Origin of the sequence: Pseudoxanthomonas sp. SGNA-20, from assembly GCF_003931635.1 — a bacterium.
GTDB lineage: Bacteria > Pseudomonadota > Gammaproteobacteria > Xanthomonadales > Xanthomonadaceae > Pseudoxanthomonas.
This window is the reverse complement of the sequence record NZ_RRYK01000001.1, coordinates 373,820-393,034: the sequence shown is the minus strand read 5'-3', so window position 1 is coordinate 393,034 and position 19,215 is coordinate 373,820. Positions and strand designations below refer to the sequence as shown.

Below are 19,215 nucleotides of genomic sequence, written 5' to 3'. Positions count from 1 at the left end.
CCAAGCCCTGCCCATGAAAGCATCCCTGCGCTGGTTCTTCCTGCTTGTCTGCCTGGTCGTGCCGGGCCTGGCGACCGCCCAGCAGCAGGGCCTGGAGATCGACATCATCGGCGGCAACGCCTCGGCGCTGCCGATCGCAGTGGTGCCGATGCCGTACGAGGGCGGCGGCACCCCGCCGCAGACCGACGTGGCCAAGGTGGTGCGCGACGACCTGGCGCGCTCGGGCCAGTTCCGCACCCTGCCGGTGGAGCAGATGGTCGAGCGCCCGACCCGCGGCGGCGAGATCCAGTACCCCACCTGGCGCCAGCTCAAGCAGGACTACCTGGTGGTCGGCCGCGTGCTGGACGCCGGCGAGGGTGGCTACCGCGTCGAGTACGAGCTGTTCGACGTGGCCCGTTCCGAGCGCCTGCTGGGCCTGGCGATGACCGCCCGCGCCAGTGCCATGCGCGACGTCGCCCACCAGATGGCCGACGCGATCTACGAGAAGATCCTCGGCGTGCGCGGCGCGTTCTGGACCCGCATCGCCTACGTCACCGCCAGCGGCACCGGCGGCGCGATGCGCTACGCGCTGGTGGTGGCCGACTCCGACGGCTGGAACCCGCAGGTGGTGGTGCGCTCGGCCGAGCCGCTGCTGTCGCCGGCGTGGAGCCCGGACGGGCGCAAGCTGGCCTACGTCAGCTTCGAGCGCGGCAACTCCTCCATCTACATCCAGGACATCGCCACCGGTGCGCGCGAGCTGGTCTCCAGCTTCCGCGGCATCAACAGCGCGCCGTCGTTCTCGCCGGACGGGCGCAAGCTGGCCCTGTCGCTGTCGCGCAGCGGCAACCCCGAGATCTACGTGATGGACCTGGCCAGCAAGCAGCTGACCCAGCTGACCAACCACTTCGGCATCGATACCGAGCCGACCTGGAGCGCCGACGGTTCCACCATCTACTTCACCTCCGACCGCGGCGGCCGCCCGCAGATCTACCAGGTGCCGTCCAGCGGCGGCGCCGCCACCCGGGTGACCTTCCAGGGCAACTACAACGCCACCGCCACCATCTCGCCGGACGGCAAGAAGATCGCGGTCGCCCAGGGCTCGGGCAACACCTACCGCATCGCACTGATGGACTCCAGCCTGGGCGCGCCCCGCTGGAGCACCATCTCCACCGGTTCCCTGGACGAGTCTCCGAGTTTCGCCCCCAACGGCAGCATGCTGATCTACGCCGCGCGCGAGGGTGGCCGGGGAGTGCTGTACGCAGTTTCGGCCGACGCCCGGGTGCGCCAGCGCCTGGTCCTGGCCGACGGCGACGTGCGCGAACCTGCGTGGTCGCCCTACCGCAGCGCGCGTTAAAAATCGGTTGTAAGATTCGCCCGTTGCACGCTTATCTCAACCACCACCCACTGTGCATCACAAGGAAATGATCATGAACAGTTCCACCCGCGTTCTGCTGGTTTCCCTCCTGTCCGTTGCAGCCCTCGCGGGCTGCTCCAAGAAGGTCAAGGAGCAGCCGGCTCCGGAACCGGCGCCGACTCCCGCCCCGACCGCCCCGGTCGCCGACGACGGCCGTTATGGTCCGGAAGACCTGGATACCGATGCCTGCCTGCGCCAGCGCGTCGTGTACTTCGACTTCGACCAGGACGCCCTGAAGCCGGAGTTCCAGGCCATCGTCGCTTGCCACGCCAAGTACCTGCGTGACCGTCCGTCCTCGCGCATCACCCTGCAGGGCCATGCCGACGAGCGCGGCAGCCGCGCCTACAACCAGGGCCTGGGCGAGCGCCGCGGCAACGCCGTCAACTCCGCCCTGCAGGCGGCCGGCGGTTCGGCCAGCCAGCTGGAGGTCGTGAGCTATGGCGAGGAGCGTCCGGTCTGCACCGAGTCGACCGAGAGCTGCTGGGCGCAGAACCGTCGCGTCGAGATCGTCTACACCGCTCGCTAAGCGATGCTTCGCCCTCGTGCCATCGGCATGATGCTGGTCGTGGCGGCCCTCGCGGCCGCCACGCCCGCGTCTGCGCAGAAGCTGAGCCTGGCCGACCGGGTCGCACGGCTCGAGGCACAGGCCAACAACACCCAGGCCACCCAGGACCTGCTCAACCAGCTGGCGCAGCTGCGCAGCGAGGTGCAGGAACTGCGCTCGGCGCTGGAACAGCTGCAGTACGAACAGCAGCAGATGCAGCAGCGCAGCCGCGACCAGTACCTGGACCTGGACGGCCGCCTCAACCGCCTGGAAGGCGGGGAACTGCCCGCACCGCCGGCCGCCACCACCGGCGCCGCCGCGCCCACCGCACCGGCTGCCCCGGCCGCGACGGCCACCGCCGGCAGTGATGCCCCGCGGGTCCATGGCGATCCGGGCTCGCTGGCCCTGGGTGCCGACGAGCGCGCCGCTTACGAGGCCGCGTTCAATACCCTCAAGGCCGGTGACTACGCCCGTTCGGCCGAGGCCTTCCAGGCCTTCCTGGACACGCATCCGGCCGGTGTCTACGCGCCCAACGCCCTGTACTGGCTGGGCGAGAGCTACTACGCCACCGGCAACTACGCCCTGGCCGGGCAGCAGTTCCGCGTCCTGATGGAGCGCTACCCGACCCACGACAAGGCGCCCGGCGCGCTGCTGAAGCTGGGCCTGTCCCAGTTCGGCGAAGGCGAGGTGCGCCAGGCCCAGGCCACCCTGCAGCAGGTCGAATCGCAGTATCCGGGCAGCGATGCCGCGCGGATCGCCGCCGACCGCCTGCGCTCGATCCAGATCAGCCAGCTGCGCTGATCCGCGTCGCCCCGCGGGCGACCGCCACATTCCGCTTCCAGCCCCGGCATGCGCCGCATGCCGCGCTTCGTTCCGGCGCCGGCGGCCATGGCCACGGGCCCGTGGGCTTACAATTGCCCCATGAATACCCCCACTCCGCAGAACCGCCTGCGGATCACCGAGATCTTCCTGTCCCTGCAGGGCGAGGCCAACGCCGCCGGCTGGCCGACCGTGTTCGTGCGCCTGACCGGCTGCCCGCTGCGCTGCCAGTACTGCGATACCGCCTACGCCTTCCATGGCGGGCAGTGGTGGGAGATCGACGACATCCTCGCCGAGGTCGCCCGCCATGGCGTGCGCCACGTCTGCGTGACCGGTGGCGAGCCGCTGGCGCAGAAGCGCTGCCTGGACCTGCTGCGGCGCCTGTGCGACGCCGGCTACGACGTCTCGCTGGAGACCTCCGGCGCGCTGGACATCGCCGGGGTCGACCCGCGGGTGTCGCGGGTAGTCGACCTCAAGACCCCCGGTTCGGCCGAGATGGCGCGCAACCGCCTGGAGAACCTCCCGCTGCTGACCGCGCGCGACCAGGTCAAGTTCGTGCTGTGCGGCCGCGCCGACTACGAGTGGGCGCGCGACATGGTCGCCGAGCACGGCCTGGCCGCACGCTGCGACGTGCTGTTCTCGCCCTCCAAGGGCCAGCTGGAGGCGCGCGACCTGGCCGACTGGATCGTCGCCGACCGCCTGCCGGTGCGCTTCCAGATGCAGCTGCACAAGATCCTCTGGAACGACGAGCCGGGGCGCTGACCCGGATGCGGCCCTACAATGGGCCACCCCACACAAAGCAGTTCCCATGAAGAAAGCCGTCGCCCTCGTCTCCGGTGGCATGGATTCGGCCGTCGTCCTGGCCATCGCCCGCGAACAGGGATTCGCCGTGCACGCGTTGAGCGTGCGCTATGGCCAGCGCCATACCTCCGAACTGGATGCCGCCGCGCGCGTGGCCAGCGCCCTGGGCGCGGTCGAGCACAAGACCGTGGCCATCGACCTGCGCAGCATCGGCGGCTCGGCGCTGACCGACGACATCGAGGTGCCGGAGGCCGGCGGCGAGGGCATCCCGGTCACCTACGTGCCGGCGCGCAACACCGTCATGCTGTCGGTGGCGCTGGGCTGGGCCGAGGTGCTGGGCGCGGCCGACATCTTCTGCGGCGTCAACGCGGTGGACTATTCCGGCTACCCGGACTGCCGCCCGGAGTTCGTCGCGGCCTTCGAGCGGCTGGCCAACCTGGCCACCAAGGCCGGCGTGGAAGGCGCGGGCATCCGCGTGCACGCACCGCTGATCCGCATGGGCAAGGACGAAATCGTGCGCGAGGGCCTGCGCCTGGGCGTGGACTTCGCCCAGACCGTGTCCTGCTACCGCGCCGATGAGCAGGGCCGCGCCTGCGGCCACTGCGACGCCTGCCAGCTGCGCGCGGCCGGCTTTGCCGCCGCCGGCGTGGCCGATCCGACCCGCTACGTCGCGGCCGCCGGCTGAGGCGCGCGTCGCCGGCGGACGCCGCCGTTGCCGCCGGCAGGCGCAGCAGCCGCCTGATCGGGTAAAATGCGCGGCCCCGGCCTGGCCGGGCTCCGTGGGCCGTTAGCTCAGTCGGTAGAGCATCGGACTTTTAATCCGCTGGTCGTTGGTTCGATTCCAACACGGCCCACCATTGCTTCCGCGCCGGCCTGCCAGGCCGGTCGCCCTGGACCCCGTCGCCGCACGGGGTTTTTTGTTGCCCACGCCCCTACCCGGAGCTGAGGATGAGCGCAGACGAGGCGGCGCTGAGCGCCGAACAGGTGGCCCACAGGAACCGGATCCACGCCTACGGCCTGGTCGCCGGGACGATGGCGGTGATCGCGGTCGCCGCCATCCTGTGGTTCTGGCTGGCGCGCGATTACCCGGTGCTGCGCTACGTGTTCATCGCCGGTGCGGCGCCGTTCGCCTGGTACGCCGGACGGCTGCCGATGGAGGCCTGGCTGGCCGCGGACGCGCGCTGCGCGGCCTGCGGCGCGCCGTACGCGGTATCCGAGACCGGCCGCGAGGAAACCCTGGTCGCGGCCACGCCGCGCCGGCGCGAGTCGGTGGTGGGGCGCTCGATCTCCGGCCCCAACGAAGGCAAGACCCTGGTGCGCAAGGAGAGCTGGACCGAGGAGCGTTACCAGGTCGTGGTCACCCGCGCCTGCAGCGAATGCGGCGACGTGCGCAGCACGCAGTCGGTGCGCACGATCCAGGCCAACAGGACCAGCGACGACGTCTACCGCCGCTGAGCACGGAAAAAGGGAGGCTGCCGCACCACGCCGGTGCGCGGAAGCCGGCACGCGCGGCGCAGGGACGAGAACGCCCGTCCCGGCCGCGTGCAGCGTCGGACGACGTGGTGAGCCGGCGTGGCTGCCGGTCGGGAACGGAGCGCTTCAGTCCTCGCCGCGATAAATCCGCGACAGCCGCGCCCCGTCGTGCGACACGAAACGGCCACTGTCACCCGTCAGCGCGAATCGCCATGCCGCCAGCAGCGCGGTGACGGGGGGGGAACGCCATTGCCTTGCCTTGCGGTACGCCTTCCCGAAATCGTGAAGGCGTTGCTGCAGTCCTGCCCGTTGGGGTGCGGGCTGCCGAGGGTTTTCCTTCACCATTGCATTCTCTCCGGCCGCGGGGGCGGCCATCGGGTCACGCTGAGTCCTCCCCTGTCGGCGACCATACCGCGTCCCTGGCGTTCCCGGCCACCGCGCCGCTGAACGGCAGCGCGACGGGCGCGGAGGCCGCGTTGAAGCCATCGCCTGGCGGGCCCATAGTCCTCCTGCACACCCCCCCGCGCCCGCGCGTCGCAGGCCGTTCCCGGGCCCCATGAGCACCGCCGCCTTCCATCCCGCCGTCGCCCGCTGGTTCGACGCCGCCTTCCCGGGCCCGACCGAGGCCCAGGCCGCGGCGTGGCCGGCGATCATGGCCGGGCGCAGCACCCTGGTGGCCGCGCCGACCGGCTCGGGCAAGACCCTGACCGCCTTCCTTGCCGCGATCGACGCCCTGGTGCGCGAAGCCCAGGAGCAGGGCGGGCTGGCGGACGAGACCCGGGTGGTCTATGTCTCCCCGCTCAAGGCGTTGTCCAACGACATCGCCCTGAACCTGGAAGCACCGCTGGCCGGCATCGGCGTGGCGCTGCGCGAACTGGGCCTGCCCGAGGTGGGGATCCGCACTGCCGTGCGCACCGGCGACACCCCGCAGTCGGAGCGTGCGCGGCTGCGGCGCAGGCCGCCGCATATCCTGGTGACCACGCCCGAGTCGTTGTACGTGCTGCTGGGCTCCGAATCCGGGCGGGCGATGCTGCGCACGGTGCGCAGCGTGATCGTGGACGAGATCCATGCCCTGGCCGGCAACAAGCGCGGCAGCCACCTTGCGCTGTCGCTGGAACGGCTGGAGGCGCTGTGCGCGCGGCCGCTGGTGCGGATCGGCCTTTCGGCCACGCAGAAGCCGGTGGAGGAGGTGGCGCGCTTCCTGGTGGGCGCCGGCAACGTGCATCCCGGCCGCGACCGCCTGCCCGCCGCTGGCGGCGGCTGGCAGCGCGGCGGCGCGGTGCATGGCGGTAGCGCGAAGCGCGACGTCCCCGACTGCGCCATCGTCGATATCGGCTACACCCGCCAGCGCGACCTGGCCCTGGAACTGCCGCCCACGCCGCTGTCGGCGGTGATGTCCAACGACCAGTGGGAGCAGGTCTACCTGCGCGTTGCCGAGCTGGTGCGCGAGCACCGCACGACGCTGGTGTTCGTGAATACCAGGCGCATGGCCGAGCGCGCCGCGTTCCACCTGGGGCGCCTGCTTGGCCATGACGCGGTCGCCACCCACCACGGCAGCCTGTCGAAGGAACTGCGCCTGGCCGCCGAGCAGAAGCTCAAGGCCGGGCAGCTGCAGGTGCTGGTCGCCACCGCCTCGCTGGAGCTGGGCCTGGACATCGGCGACGTGGACCTGGTGTGCCAGTTCGGCTCGCCGCGCTCGATCGCCGCCTTCCTGCAGCGCGCCGGGCGCGCCGGCCACCATGTCGGCGGCGTGCCGCGCGCGCGCCTGTTCCCCACCACCCGCGACGACCTGGTCGAATGCGCCGCGCTGCTGGACTGCGTGCGCCGCGGCGAGCTGGATGCACTGCGGATCCCGGAAGCGCCGCTGGACGTGCTGGCGCAGCAGATCGTGGCCGAGGTCGCCGCCGCCGAGTGGGACGAGGACGCGCTGTTCGAACGCCTGCGCCGGGCCTGGCCATACGCGCGGCTGCAGCGTGGTCGCTACGACGAGGTGGTGGCGATGCTGGCCAACGGCTTCAGCGACCGCCGCGGCGCGCGCGCCGGCTGGGTCCACCGCGATGCCGTGCACCGCCGCCTGCGCGGCCGCGAGGGTGCGCGCCGGGTGGCGGGCATGTCCGGCGGCACCATCCCCGAAGCCGGCGACTACGCCGTGGTGCTGGAACCGCAGTCGACCTTCGTCGGCACGGTCAACGAGGACTTCGCGGTCGAGAGCATGGCCGGCGACGTGTTCCAGCTGGGCAATGCCAGCTACCGCATCCTGCGGGTCGAGTCCGGCAAGGTGCGGGTCGAGGACGCGCAGGGGCAACCCCCCAGCATCCCGTTCTGGCTGGGCGAGGCGCCCGGGCGCAGCGACGAGCTGTCACTGGGCGTGTCGCGCCTGCGCGCGGAGGTGGCCGCGCGGCTGCGTGGCGCGGATGCCGCGCAGGCGGAGGCGCCGCTGGCGCCGGAGGGCATCGCCGCGGCGCGCCGGTGGCTGCAGGAGGACGTCGGGCTCGGCGCGGAAGCCGCGCGCCAGCTGGTCGACTACCTCGGCGCCAGCCTGGTGGCGCTGGGTGCCATGCCCACCCAGGACGCGATCGTGCTGGAGCGCTTCTTCGACGAGACCGGCTCCACCCACCTGGTGGTGCACAGCCCCTGGGGCAGCCGGATCAACCGCGCCTGGGGCCTGGCGCTGCGCAAGCGCTTCTGCCGCCAGTTCAACTTCGAGTTGCAGGCCGCGGCCACCGAGGATGCGATCGTGCTGTCGCTGTCCACCAGCCACAGCTTCCCGCTGGCCGAGGTGGCCAGGTACCTGCATTCGTCCTCGGCCACCGACGTGCTGGTGCAGGCGCTGCTGGACGCGCCGATGTTCGCCGTGCGCTGGCGCTGGAACGCGGGCACCGCGCTGGCCCTGCCGCGCTATTCCGGCGGCGGCAAGCGGGTGCCCCCGCAACTGCAGCGGATGAAGTCCGAGGACCTGCTGGCCACGGTGTTCCCCGACCAGGTCGCCTGCCTGGAGAACATCGTCGGCGAGCGCCAGGTGCCGGACCATCCACTGGTGGCGCAGACCCTGCACGACTGCCTGCACGAGGCCATGGACCTGGACGGCTGGCTGGAGCTGCTGCGCGGGCTGGAGTCCGGGCGCATCGCGGTGGTGGCGCGTGACCTGGCCGCGCCTTCGCCGCTGGCGGTCGAGGCGATCAATGCGCGGCCCTATGCCTTCCTCGACGATGCGCCGCTGGAGGAACGCCGTACCCAGGCGGTGCAGGCGCGGCGCTACGCCGATCCGGAATCGGCTTCGGACCTGGGGCGCCTGGACACCGAAGCGATCGGGCAGGTGCGACGCGAGGCCTGGCCGCAGGCGCGCGACGCCGACGGCATGCACGAGGTGCTGACCGGGCTGGGCTTCGTCACTGGCGAAGAGGTGGCGCGCGAACCGCAGTGGCCGGCGCTGTTGCAGGCGCTGGCCGGCGACGGCCGCGCCGCCTGCGTGGAAGCCGGCGGCCAGCGCTGGTGGGTGGCGGCCGAGCGCCTGCCACAGCTGCTGGCGCTGCATCCGCAGGCGCGGCGGGAACCCGCGCTTGCGGTGCCGGATGAGTTCGCGCGCGTGGCCTGGACTGCCGAGGGGGCGGCGATCGCCCTGCTGCGCGCACGCCTGACCGGGCTGGGGCCGGTGACCGTGGCGGCACTGGCCACCAGCCTGGCCCTGCCGCCGGCCGCGGTCGAACAGGCATTGCTGGCCCTGCAGAGCGAGGGCTATGCGATGCAGGGGCGCTTCAGCCCCGGCGCGCCGGCGCAGGAGTGGTGCGAACGCTACCTGCTCGCGCGCATCCATCGCCTCACCCTGAAGCGCCTGCGCCGCGAGATCGAGCCGGTGGCGCCGCGCGACTTCATGCGCTTCCTGTTCCAGTGGCAGCGGGTGGCGCCGGAGGCGCGGGTGAGCGGGCCGGATGCGCTGGCCGGCGTGCTGGCGCAGCTGGAAGGCTACGAGGCACCGGCCCCGGCCTGGGAAGCGGAGCTCCTGCCGGCGCGGCTGCGCGACTACGCGCCGGCCTGGCTGGACGACCTGTGCAGCGGCGGGCGCACGCTATGGACCCGGTTGCGTGCCGCCGGCAACGAGGCCGAGGGCAACCGCGCCGGTACCTCGCTGCGCAATACCCCGGTGCTGCTGCTGCCGCGCCGGCATGTCGGCCACTGGGCGGCGCTGGCGCCGCCGCTGGATCCCGGGCTGCCGGGACTGTCCTCGCGCGCACGCAAGGTGGCCGACTGCCTGGCCACGCATGGCGCCTCGTTCTTCGACGAACTGCTGGACGCCACCGGCCTGCTGCGCACCGAGCTGGAAGACGCGCTGGCCGAGCTGGTGGCGCGCGGCATGGCCCATTGCGACAGCTTCGCAGGGCTGCGCGCGCTGCTGGTGCCGCCGTCGAAGCGGCCCTCGCCGGGGCGCGGCCGCCGTCGCGGTGCACTCAACGCGATCGAGGATGCCGGGCGCTGGGCCCTGGTGCGCCGGCCCGCGGCGGCGGAAGACGGTGGCCGCCGGCGCCCGGACCCGGAGGCGGTGGAACACGTGGCGCGGGTGCTCTTGCGCCGCTATGGCGTGGTCGGCTGGCGCATCCTCGAACGCGAGGCGGCCTGGCTGCCGCCGTGGCGCGAGCTGCTGCGCGTCTACCACCGCCTGGAGGCGCGCGGCGAGGTGCGCGGCGGACGCTTCATCGAGGGCCTGAGTGGCGAGCAGTTCGCGCTGCCGGAGGCGATCGCGCCGCTGCGCAAGGTGCGCAACCGGCCGCCGGACGGGCAGCTGGTGGAAGTCAGCGCACTGGATCCGCTGAACCTGTCGGGCACGGTGTTGGCCGGGGACAAGGTGCCGCGCATCGGCGGCGCACGCTTGCTGTTCCGCGACGGCGTGCCGGTGGCCGCGCGCGTGGCCGGCGAGGTGCGGTTGCTGGCGGCGCTGGAGCCGGCGGTCGAGCAGGAGGTGCGCAGGCGCCTGTCCGGCGAGCCGGAATCCGGGCTGGAAGCGCTGCTGGCCAGGATCCAGGCCAACCTGCCGCAGCCGACGCGCTGAGCCCGGCACCGCGAAGCGCTAGCCGTACTCGCGGATCACGTCCAGCACGTCCTGGCCGTAGCGCGCCAGCTTGCCGCCGCCGACGCCGCCGACCCGCGCCAGTTCGCCGATCGTGGCCGGGCGCAGCTGGGCGATGTCGCGCAGGGTGCGGTCGTGGAAGATCACGTAGGCCGGCACGTTCTGCTCGCGCGCCAGCGCGGCGCGCCAGGCGCGCAGGGCGTCGAACAGCGGGCGATCGTACGAATCCACATGCAGCGTGCTCTGGCTCGGGCGGTCGCTGCCGCCGCGGCCGGAACGGCGCGCCGGTTCCTCGCGCATCAGCACCTGGCGCTCGCCCTTGAGCACCGGCCGCGCGGCCGCGCCCAGGCGCAGGCCGCCGTGGCCCTCGGCATCGACCTCCAGTAGCCCGGCGACCACCAGCTGGCGGAACACGCTGCGCCAGGTATTGGCGTCCAGGTCGCTGCCGATGCCGTAGGTGGACAGTTCGTGGTGGCGGAACTGGCGGATCTTCTCGGTGTCCGCGCCGCGCAGCACCTCGATCAGGTGCGCAGCGCCGAAACGCTGGCCGGTGCGGTACACGCAGCTGAGCGCCTTGCGCGCGGCCTCGGTCGCATCCCAGGTGCGCACCGGCTGCAGGCAGTTGTCGCAGTTGCCGCAGCCCTGGCGGCCATCCGGCGCCTGGTAGGCCTCGCCGAACGCGGCCAGCAGCGCCTGGCGGCGGCAGCCGGCGGTCTCGCAATAGCCCAGCAGCTGGTCCAGCTTGCGCCGTTCCAGGCGCTTGCGTTCCTCGCCGGCCTCGGACTGCTCGATCATCTGCCGCAGCAGGACCACGTCGCCCAGGCCATAACCCATCCAGGCCTCGGCCGGCTCGCCGTCGCGGCCGGCGCGGCCGGTCTCCTGGTAATAGCCCTCGATCGACTTGGGCAGGTCCAGGTGGGCGACGAAGCGCACGTCCGGCTTGTCGATGCCCATGCCGAAGGCGATGGTCGCGCACATCACGATGCCGTCCTCGCGCAGGAAGCGGCGCTGGTTCCCGGCGCGCACCTCGGCCGGCAGGCCGGCGTGGTAGGGCAGGGCGGAGATGCCCTGGCCGGCGAGGAACTGCGCGGTCTCCTCGACCTTGCGCCGGGACAGGCAGTAGACGATGCCCGATTCGCCGCGATGCCCGCCGAGGAAGTCCAGCAGCTGCCGCCGCGGGTTGTCCTTGTGCGCCACCGAATAGCGGATGTTCGGGCGGTCGAAGGAGCTGAGGAAGCAACGCGCTTCCTCCAGCGCCAGGCGCTCGGCGATCTCGCGCCGGGTGGGCGGGTCGGCGGTGGCGGTCAGGGCGATGCGCGGTACCTGCGGCCAGCGCTCGTGCAGCACCGTCAGCTCGCGGTACTCGGGGCGGAAGTCGTGGCCCCACTGCGAGACGCAGTGGGCTTCGTCGATCGCGAACAGGGCGATGCGGCTGCGCTCCAGCAGCGACAGGAAGCGCGGTGTCAGCAGCCGCTCCGGGGCGACGTAGAGCAGGTCGAGCGTGCCGTCGAGCAGTTCGCGCTCGACCTGCCGGGCCTGTTCGGCGTCCAGGGTCGAGTTGAGGCAGGCGGCGCGCACGCCCAGCTGCAGCAGCGCTTCGACCTGGTCCTGCATCAGCGCGATCAGCGGCGAGACCACGATGCCGGTGCCTTCGCGCAGCAGCGCCGGCACCTGGTAGCACAGCGACTTGCCGCCGCCGGTGGGCATCAGCACCAGGGCGTCGTTGCCGGCGGCGACGTGTTCGATGATGTCCCGTTGCTGGCCGCGGAAGGCATCGTAGCCGAACACCTGGCGCAGCACGGACAACGCATCGCGCGCCACGGTCGCGCTGCCGGCGCGCGACGGCGTGGCGTTCAAGGATTCCTGCATGGGCCAAGGATACCGGCGCGCGCCGGTGCCGGCATGAACAGAATCGCTTGCATCCGGGCTCAATCCGCCAGCGCGGCTAGCTTCTGCGCCAGCTTCTTTGGCGAGACGCCGCCGCGCGAACCCAGTTCCTGCGCAAACAGCAGCACCCGCAACTCCTCCACCTCCCAGCGCAATGACTGCCAGCCCGGCTGGTCGGCCACGCCGCGCGCGGCGGCCGCGGCCAGGGCATCGGTGAACGGCTTCAGCTCCAGCATGCGCGCCTGGTCGCGCGCCGGATCACGCAGGGCGCGCTCGGCGCGCAGGCTCATGCCCTTGAGCCAGCGCGGGAACTGCGCCAGTGCCTCGGCCGGGGTGTGGCGCAGGAAGCCCGGATGCACCAGGCCGTCCAGTTGCGCGCGCAGGTCGTCGAGGTTGGCGCCGGCCCAGCCCATCAGCGGGGCTTCCAGCTTCGGCTTGAGCGCGGCCACCGCGGCCAGGATCTGCTCGGCCAGCTGCAGGCGCTGCATGGCCTCGGCGAACAGCTGGCGGCCGGCGGCCTCGGCGCGCTTCTGGAATGCGGCGTGGTCGCGGATTTCGCCGAGCCCGTCGGCCAGCACCGCGTTGAGCGCGGCCTCGACCAGGTCGGCGCGCAACTGTTCCTTTTCCTGCGCCTTGTCCTGCGGCGATCCGCCGAACTGCTCGATCGCCGCGTAGAGCAGGCCCAGCTTGGGCGAGACCGGCAGCTGCTTGCGCGCCTGCCTGGCCTTGTCGGCCAGGGCGATGCGCAGCAGGCGGTCGACGCCGCGCGGGTGTGCGGCCTCGGCCTGGGCGCGGTCGGCGAACACCCGCAGCACCGCATGCGTGCCTTCGTCCACCAGCGCCGGGAAACCGGGCACGCCGGCCTCGCCGGTGACCTGCAGCGGCAGCGGCTCCCCGGGGAACTCGCGCAGCTCGCGGGTGCTGGTGGCCAGCGCGTTGGCGGCGCGGGCGGCAAAGGCGCGCGCGGCGCGTTCGCCGAAGCGCGCGCGCAGGTCGTCCAGGTCGCGCGACTCGGCCAGCACCTTGCCACCGCGGTCCGGCAGCTCGCGCAGGCGCAGGTTCATGCGCAGGTGCGGTTCCAGCGCGGCCTCGTCGAAGTCCAGCGCCGACACCGGGCTGCCGGTGGTACGGGTGAGGAAGCGCGCCAGCTCGCCGGCAATGGAGTCGGCGCTGGGTTGCGGGAAAGCCTCGGCGAAGGCGCGGCCGAAGTCCGGCGCCGGCACGTAGTTGCGGCGCATGGCCTTGGGCAGGGTGCGGATCAGGCCGGCGGCCTTGTCGGCGACGAAGCCTGGCGCCAGCCACGACAGCCGCGCCGGATCCAGCGCGTTGAGCAGCGGCAGCGGCACCTCCAGGGTGACGCCGTCGTCGGCCGCGCCCGGCTCGAACCTGTAGTGCAGCGGCAGGCGCGCGTCGCCCAGCGCGAAGTACTTCGGATACAGGTCGCCCTGCTGGCCCTCGCCGGGTAGCAGGTCGGCCAGCGACCAGCGCAGGGCCTGCTTCTTCTCCTGCTCCAGCTTGCGGTACCAGGCATCCAGCGCGGTGGCCGAGTGGATCTCGGCCGGGATCCGGTCCAGGTACCAGCGCGCCTGCCAGTCCTCGTCGGCGACCAGGCCGGCGCGGCGCAGCTTGGCCTCTTCCTCGCGCGCCTGCTCCAGGGTCTTGAGGTTGGCGGCCACGAACGAGGCCCTGGTGTCGATCTCGCCGGTGACCAGGCCCTGGCGCACGAACAGGTCGTGGGCGCCGGCCGGGTCGATGCGGCCGTAGTGGACCGGGCGCTTGGGCGCCAGTACCAGGCCGAACAGGCTGATCTGCTCGGAGGCCAGCACGTTGCCCTGGGCGCGCGACCAGCGCGGGTCGAAGTGCTTGCGCGCCAGCAGGTGCGGCAGCTCGGCGATCGCCCAGTCCGGCTCGACCGCCGCCGCGGTCAGGCCCCAGACCTTCTGCGTGTCCAGCAGGGTCGCGACCAGCACCCACGGCGGCGGCCTCTTGGCCAGCGGCGAGGCGGGGAACAGCTGGAAGCGGCGCTGGCGCGGGGCCTGGAAGTCGCCCTTCTCGGTGCGGTGGCCGAGCTGGGTGGGCAGGCCGGCGATCAGGGCGCGGTGCAGCGCCTGGTAGGCGGCGGCACGCTCGCGCGCGCCGAAGCGGCCTTCCCCGGAAACGGGGTCAGAGCCACTTTCCGAGCGGGGAGGCGGCGATGGCGAGCGTGAAGCGGGGGAAAGCGGCTCCGACTCCGTTTTCCCCTCGCGCGCAAGGCGCGCGGCGCGGTGCAGCTCGCCGCGGCTGGGGCGGTTGCCCTGGCGGGCCTCGCCCGGGGCCGGCGCGCCGGCCAGCAACGGCAGCAGGGAGCGTTCCGGCTCCTCCTCGCTCCAGCCCAGCTCGTTGCACAGCAGCCTGAGCTGGCGGTGCAGTTCGCGCCATTCGCGCATGCGCAGGAAGCCGAGGAAGCGCTTGGTGCACCAGTCGCGCAGTTTCGACTGGGTCAGCTCGCCATGGGCGTCGTCGTAGGCCTGCCACAGGCGCAGGATGCCGACGAACTCCGAGCGCGGATCGGCGAACTGGGCATGGGCGTTGTCGGCGGCCTCGCGCGCGTCGGCCGGGCGCTCGCGCGGGTCCTGCACGCCGAGGAAGGCGGCGATCGGCAGCATTGCGCGCAGGCAGCCATGGGCCTGTGCCGCCACCAGCATGCGCGACAGCTTCACGTCCACCGGCAGGCGCGCCATCTGCCGGCCGATCGCGGTCAGCCGGCGCTGGCCGTTGCCGGCGTCCTCGACCGCGCCCAGCTCGATCAGCTGCTGCCAGCCGTCGGCGATGGCGCGTTCGTCCGGCGGCTCCAGGAACGGGAAGTCCTCGATCCGGCCCAGGCCCAGCTGCAGCATGCGCAGGATCACCCCGGCCAGGCTGGAACGGCGGATCTCCGGGTCGGTGAATTCCGGGCGGGAGAGGAAGTCGGCCTCCGAATACAGGCGGTAGCACACGCCCTCGGACACGCGGCCGCAGCGGCCCTTGCGCTGGTTGGCGCTGGCCTGGCTGATCGGCTCCACGTGCAGGCGGTCGATCTTCGAGCGCGGGCTGTAGCGCTTGACCCGGGCATCGCCGGGGTCGATCACGTAGCGGATCCGCGGCACCGTCAGCGAGGTCTCGGCGACGTTGGTCGCCAGCACGATGCGCCGCTGCGGGCCGGGGTTGAACACCCGGTCCTGGTCCCTGGCCGACAGCCGCGCGTACAGCGGCAGCACCTTGGTGGAACGGTACTGGCGTTTCTCCAGGGCGCGGTGCACGTCGCGGATCTCGCGCTCGCCGGGCAGGAACACCAGCACGTCGCCGCGCGGGTCCTCGGCGGTGATCTCGTCGACCACGGCGGTGATCGCCGCCACCGGGTCGGCCTCGCGCTCGTGCCGCGCCGGCTTGCGGCCGGTCTGCGCCGGCGGCTCCTCCAGCGGGCCGTCCGGCGGCCGGTAGCGCACTTCCACCGGGTAGGTGCGGCCGGCGACCTCGACCACCGGCGCGTCGTCGAAGTGGCGGGCGAAGCGCGCGGTGTCGATCGTCGCCGAGGTGACGATCAGCTTGAGGTCCGGGCGCTTGCGCAGCAGCTGCTTGAGGTAGCCCAGCAGGAAGTCGATGTTGAGGCTGCGTTCGTGGGCCTCGTCGACGATGATCGTGTCGTAGGCCGACAGCCAGCGGTCGGAGGCGATCTCCGCCAGCAGGATGCCGTCGGTCATGAACTTGACCCGGGTATCGGGGCCGACGTTGTCGGTGAAGCGTACCTGGTAGCCGACCATCCCGCCCAGCGGGGTCTTCAGCTCCTCGGCCACGCGCGCGGCCACCGCACGGGCGGCGATCCGGCGCGGCTGGGTGCAGCCGATGGTCCCGGCCACGCCGCGCCCGGCGGCCAGGCACAGCTTGGGCAGCTGGGTGGTCTTGCCCGAGCCAGTCTCGCCGGCCACGACCACCACCTGGTGCTGGCGCACCAGTTCGACGATGCGCTCGGCCTCGGCGGTGATCGGCAGGGCCGGGTCCAGGGGGACCTGCGGCAGCCCTTCGGCGCGCGCGCGGCAGGCGGCGACCGAGGCCGCCAGTGCCTGCTCGAAGCGCGCCCGCAGTTCGGCGTCGGCCGGCTTGCCGCGCCAGCGCGACCACAGCCCGTGCAGGCGGCCGCGGTCGCGGCTGAGGGCACCGGAAATCGCAACCCGACCATCGTCGAGGGCCTGTCGCAGGTCGTCGGTTATCGATTCCATCTATGGGGCCGTGTGAAACTTTGCATAACGCTTTCGGGGTTAGTGTCTATTCTGACAGTCCCCACCCATTCCGTGGACCCAAGCCCCAGGAGTGCAACATGGCAAAGGCCAAGCCCGCCACGAAATCCACCGCTTCCACCAAGCCGCGCAAGGCCACCGGCCTCAACCCGGTCGCGTCCACCTCGCGCATCGAGATCGGCATCGACGCCAACGACCGCAAGGAGATCGCCGAGGGACTGGCGCGCTTCCTGGCCGACGCCTTCACCCTCTACCTGAAGACCCACAACTTCCACTGGAACGTGACCGGCCCGATGTTCAACTCGCTGCACGCGATGTTCATGGACCAGTACACCGAGCAGTGGAACGCGCTGGACGAGGTCGCCGAGCGCACCCGCGCGCTGGGCTTCAACGCCCCCGGTTCCTACGCCGAGTTCACCCGCCTGACCTCGATCCGCGAGGAGCAGGGCGCCGACGGCGTGCCGGACTGGAAGGGCATGGTCCAGCAGCTGGTCGAGGGCAACGAGGCGGTGTGCCGCACCGCGCGCAGCGTGCTCAGGATCGCCGACGAGGCCGGCGACGACCCGACCGTGGACCTGCTGACCCAGCGCCTGCAGACCCACGAGAAGTACGCCTGGATGCTGCGCTCGCTGCTGGAATAAGCGGCCGCCGCGGTACCCCCTCTTGCGGCCGCCCCAGGGCGGCCGCATCTGTTTTGGCGTACGCAGCGCCCCGGCGTCCGTCCATGGCGGGGCCGGCTTGTTGGCGCGGTGCATTGATCGTTAGTGTAGGCACAACCCCACGCGCCGGAATGGCCTTGTCGCGCCCCTCCATCGACGGATTGCATGCCCTGCTGCGGGACCCGGCCGCGTCCCGGTTGCCGGCCAGCCTGCGCGAGCTGCTGCTGCAGGCATGGGACGCCGGGGGCACCGGGCACCAGGCCTCGCTGCCGTGGCCGGTGATCGCCGATACCCTGCGCAACCTGGTCGCCCTGGACGCCGACGAGCCGGCGCTGGCCGCCGCCCTGCTGTACGACCTGCCGGGGCTGCGTGCGGTGGTGGCCGCCAGGGTATGCGCGCAGTGGCCGGCGGTGACCGGCCTGCTCGACGGCCAGGACGCGGCCGACCAGGTCTGGGCCCTGCACGCCGGGCGCGAGGCCGGGCGCAACGGCGAGGGCCTGCGCCGGCTGCTGCTGGCGATCATCCAGGACCTGCGCGTGGTGCCGGTGCTGCTGTCGCGGCAGCTGGCGCGGATGCGCGCCGCCCAGGACCTGCCGGGCGAGGAGCAGCGCGCGCTGGCGCAGCTGACCCGCGACATCCACGCCCCCCTGGCCAACCGCCTGGGCATCTGGCAACTGAAGTGGGAACTGGAGGACCTGGCGTTCCGGGCGCTGGAGCCGGACACCTACCGCCGCATCGCCCACGAGCTGGACGAAAGCCGCGCCGACCGCGAGCGCTACATCGAATCGGTCAAGGCCCAGCTGGGCCGGGCCCTGGCCGAGCACGGGCTGGCCGCGGAGATCAGCGGCCGGCCCAAGCACATCTACAGCATCTGGCGGAAGATGCAGAAGAAGCAGCTGCCGCTGGACAAGCTCTACGACCTGCGCGCGGTGCGGGTGATGGTGGCCGACGTGGCCGCCTGCTACGCCGCCCTGGGCGTGGTCCATTCGCTGTGGGTGCCGGTGCCGGGGGAGTTCGACGACTACATCGCCCGGCCCAAGCCCAACGGCTACAGTTCGCTGCACACCGCGGTGGTCGGTCCGGAGGGACGCACGCTGGAGGTGCAGATCCGCACCCGCGAGATGCACGAGCAGGCCGAGCTGGGCGTGGCCGCGCACTGGCGCTACAAGGAGACCGGCGGCAGCGCGGCCGGCAAGGGCGCCGGCCGCGCGTTCGAGCGCAAGATCGCGTGGATGCGGCAGCTGCTGGAGCATGCGTCCGAAAACCGCGACGAGGGCCTGGCCGCGGCGCTGGACGCCGAGCTGGTCGAGGAGCGGGTCTACGCGCTGACCCCCAAGGGCGAGGTGATCGACCTGCCCCGCGGCTCCACCCCGCTGGACTTCGCCTACCACGTGCACACCATGGTCGGGCACCGCTACCGCGGGGCCAAGGTCAACGGCCGCATCGTGCCGCTGGGCTACCGCCTGCGCAGCGGCGACAAGGTCGAGATCCTGACCGGCAAGGAGCCGGACCCCAAGCGCGACTGGCTGTTGCCGGCCAACGGCTACCTGGCCAGCGGCCGCTCGCGCGACAAGGTCCGCGCCTGGTTCCACAAGCTGGACCGTTCGCGCAACGTCGCCGCCGGCCGCGAGCTGCTCGAGCGCGAGCTCAAGCGCCTGGGCCTGCAGGCCGCCGACCTGGCCCCGGTGGCGAAGAAGTTCCATGCCGAGACGGTGGACGACCTGTACATCCAGGTCGCCCTCGGCGACGTCGGCCCGCACCAGATCGGGCGCGCGCTGCACGAGCTGGAGCGCGCGGCCGAGGCCGCCGCCATCCAGGCCGCGCCGGCGCTGCCGCCACGCCCGGCCAGCCGCCAGGCGGCGCGTGCCAGGCCGCGGCCTGGCTTCACCGTGGAGGGCGTGGGCAACCTGCTGGTGCAGCTGGCGCGCTGCTGCCAGCCGGTGCCGGGCGAGCCGATCACCGGCTACCTCACGCGTAGCCGCGGCGTGACCGTGCACCGCGCCGAATGCGCTTCCTTCGCCCGCCTGGCCGCGGCCCAGCCGCAGCGCGTGCTGCCGGTGGAGTGGTGCTCTGGCGGCAGCGGCTACGAGGTCGACGTGGCGGTGCGGGCGGTGGACCGCAAGTGGCTGCTGAAGGACGTCACCACCCTGATCGCCCAGGAGGACGCCCACGTGGCCGACATCCGCTCGGACCTGCACGCCGACGGCCGCCTGCAGCTGCGCCTGCGCCTGCGGGTGAACGATTACGGCCAGCTGGCCACCCTGCTGGGCAAGCTGGACGCGCTGCCGGGCGTGGAGCGGGCGTGGAGGCTCGGTTGAGGCGCG

Annotated in this window: 11 protein-coding genes, 1 tRNA gene and 1 pseudogene; 10 read left to right on the top strand and 3 right to left on the bottom strand. The window is 72.5% G+C overall.

The annotated features are described in order from the left end of the window. Nucleotides 1-13: 13 nt before the first annotated feature. From tolB to EIM48_RS01710, 7 genes and pseudogenes are all read left to right on the top strand, one after another. Complete coding sequence (tolB, locus tag EIM48_RS01740) at nucleotides 14-1,333, top strand: Tol-Pal system beta propeller repeat protein TolB (RefSeq protein WP_019399253.1); 1,320 nt, start codon at nucleotides 14-16, stop codon at nucleotides 1,331-1,333. 73 nt (nucleotides 1,334-1,406) lie between these two features. Continuing rightward, on the top strand, nucleotides 1,407-1,919 hold the full coding sequence (gene pal / locus EIM48_RS01735) for a peptidoglycan-associated lipoprotein Pal (protein WP_026010651.1): 513 nt from the start codon (nucleotides 1,407-1,409) through the stop codon (nucleotides 1,917-1,919). 3 nt (nucleotides 1,920-1,922) lie between these two features. After that, the gene (gene ybgF / locus EIM48_RS01730) at nucleotides 1,923-2,738 is read left to right on the top strand and encodes a tol-pal system protein YbgF (protein ID WP_199728369.1); all 816 of its coding nucleotides are present in this window, start codon (nucleotides 1,923-1,925) and stop codon (nucleotides 2,736-2,738) included. 120 nt (nucleotides 2,739-2,858) lie between these two features. Beyond that, nucleotides 2,859-3,518, top strand: a complete 660-nt coding sequence (queE, locus tag EIM48_RS01725) for a 7-carboxy-7-deazaguanine synthase QueE (RefSeq protein ID WP_028915926.1) — start codon at nucleotides 2,859-2,861, stop codon at nucleotides 3,516-3,518. A 25-nt stretch (nucleotides 3,519-3,543) separates the two neighbouring features. After that, nucleotides 3,544-4,242: pseudogene (queC, locus tag EIM48_RS01720) on the top strand (7-cyano-7-deazaguanine synthase QueC); the annotation flags it as partial. A 96-nt stretch (nucleotides 4,243-4,338) separates the two neighbouring features. Continuing rightward, nucleotides 4,339-4,414: transfer RNA gene (locus EIM48_RS01715), tRNA-Lys, on the top strand. A gap of 91 nt (nucleotides 4,415-4,505) precedes the next feature. Next, complete coding sequence (locus EIM48_RS01710) at nucleotides 4,506-5,012, top strand: hypothetical protein (protein WP_019399248.1); 507 nt, start codon at nucleotides 4,506-4,508, stop codon at nucleotides 5,010-5,012. Between the two features lie 144 nt (nucleotides 5,013-5,156). Here EIM48_RS01710 and EIM48_RS01705 read toward each other — a convergent pair whose 3' ends face one another. Beyond that, nucleotides 5,157-5,375 (bottom strand): hypothetical protein, encoded by a 219-nt coding sequence (locus EIM48_RS01705; protein ID WP_125076004.1) that lies wholly within the window; start codon nucleotides 5,373-5,375, stop codon nucleotides 5,157-5,159. 211 nt (nucleotides 5,376-5,586) lie between these two features. On the opposite strand from EIM48_RS01705, the gene EIM48_RS01700 reads away from it, so the two are divergent. Further along, nucleotides 5,587-10,074 (top strand): DEAD/DEAH box helicase, encoded by a 4,488-nt coding sequence (locus EIM48_RS01700; protein WP_125110953.1) that lies wholly within the window; start codon nucleotides 5,587-5,589, stop codon nucleotides 10,072-10,074. 18 nt (nucleotides 10,075-10,092) lie between these two features. Here EIM48_RS01700 and recQ read toward each other — a convergent pair whose 3' ends face one another. Together recQ and hrpA are read right to left on the bottom strand one after the other, a co-directional pair. Beyond that, a complete protein-coding gene (gene recQ, locus EIM48_RS01695; RefSeq protein WP_233581609.1) occupies nucleotides 10,093-11,961 on the bottom strand; it encodes a DNA helicase RecQ in 1,869 nt (622 codons plus the stop codon). A gap of 59 nt (nucleotides 11,962-12,020) precedes the next feature. Beyond that, a complete protein-coding gene (hrpA, locus tag EIM48_RS01690; RefSeq protein ID WP_125110952.1) occupies nucleotides 12,021-16,214 on the bottom strand; it encodes an ATP-dependent RNA helicase HrpA in 4,194 nt (1,397 codons plus the stop codon). Nucleotides 16,215-16,312: 98 nt separating this feature from the next. Between hrpA and EIM48_RS01685 the strand changes: the two genes are divergently transcribed. Then, nucleotides 16,313-16,873: a Dps family protein gene (locus EIM48_RS01685; RefSeq protein ID WP_019399244.1), complete on the top strand. Its 561-nt coding sequence runs from the start codon at nucleotides 16,313-16,315 to the stop codon at nucleotides 16,871-16,873. A 149-nt stretch (nucleotides 16,874-17,022) separates the two neighbouring features. Beyond that, complete coding sequence (locus tag EIM48_RS01680; protein WP_199728368.1) at nucleotides 17,023-19,209, top strand: bifunctional (p)ppGpp synthetase/guanosine-3',5'-bis(diphosphate) 3'-pyrophosphohydrolase; 2,187 nt, start codon at nucleotides 17,023-17,025, stop codon at nucleotides 19,207-19,209. The last annotated feature ends 6 nt before the right edge of the window (nucleotides 19,210-19,215 follow it).

Bases quoted from the DNA above. Each gene is read 5' to 3' on its own strand.
- EIM48_RS01705 (WP_125076004.1), bottom strand. From the start codon at position 5,375: ATGGTGAAGGAAAACCCTCGGCAGCCCGCACCCCAACGGGCAGGACTG.
- tolB (WP_019399253.1), top strand. From the start codon at position 14: ATGAAAGCATCCCTGCGCTGGTTCTTCCTGCTTGTCTGCCTGGTCGTG.
- hrpA (WP_125110952.1), bottom strand. From the start codon at position 16,214: ATGGAATCGATAACCGACGACCTGCGACAGGCCCTCGACGATGGTCGG.
- EIM48_RS01685 (WP_019399244.1), top strand. From the start codon at position 16,313: ATGGCAAAGGCCAAGCCCGCCACGAAATCCACCGCTTCCACCAAGCCG.
- EIM48_RS01700 (WP_125110953.1), top strand. From the start codon at position 5,587: ATGAGCACCGCCGCCTTCCATCCCGCCGTCGCCCGCTGGTTCGACGCC.
- EIM48_RS01710 (WP_019399248.1), top strand. From the start codon at position 4,506: ATGAGCGCAGACGAGGCGGCGCTGAGCGCCGAACAGGTGGCCCACAGG.
- ybgF (WP_199728369.1), top strand. From the start codon at position 1,923: ATGCTTCGCCCTCGTGCCATCGGCATGATGCTGGTCGTGGCGGCCCTC.
- EIM48_RS01680 (WP_199728368.1), top strand. From the start codon at position 17,023: ATGGCCTTGTCGCGCCCCTCCATCGACGGATTGCATGCCCTGCTGCGG.
- pal (WP_026010651.1), top strand. From the start codon at position 1,407: ATGAACAGTTCCACCCGCGTTCTGCTGGTTTCCCTCCTGTCCGTTGCA.
- recQ (WP_233581609.1), bottom strand. From the start codon at position 11,961: ATGCAGGAATCCTTGAACGCCACGCCGTCGCGCGCCGGCAGCGCGACC.
- queE (WP_028915926.1), top strand. From the start codon at position 2,859: ATGAATACCCCCACTCCGCAGAACCGCCTGCGGATCACCGAGATCTTC.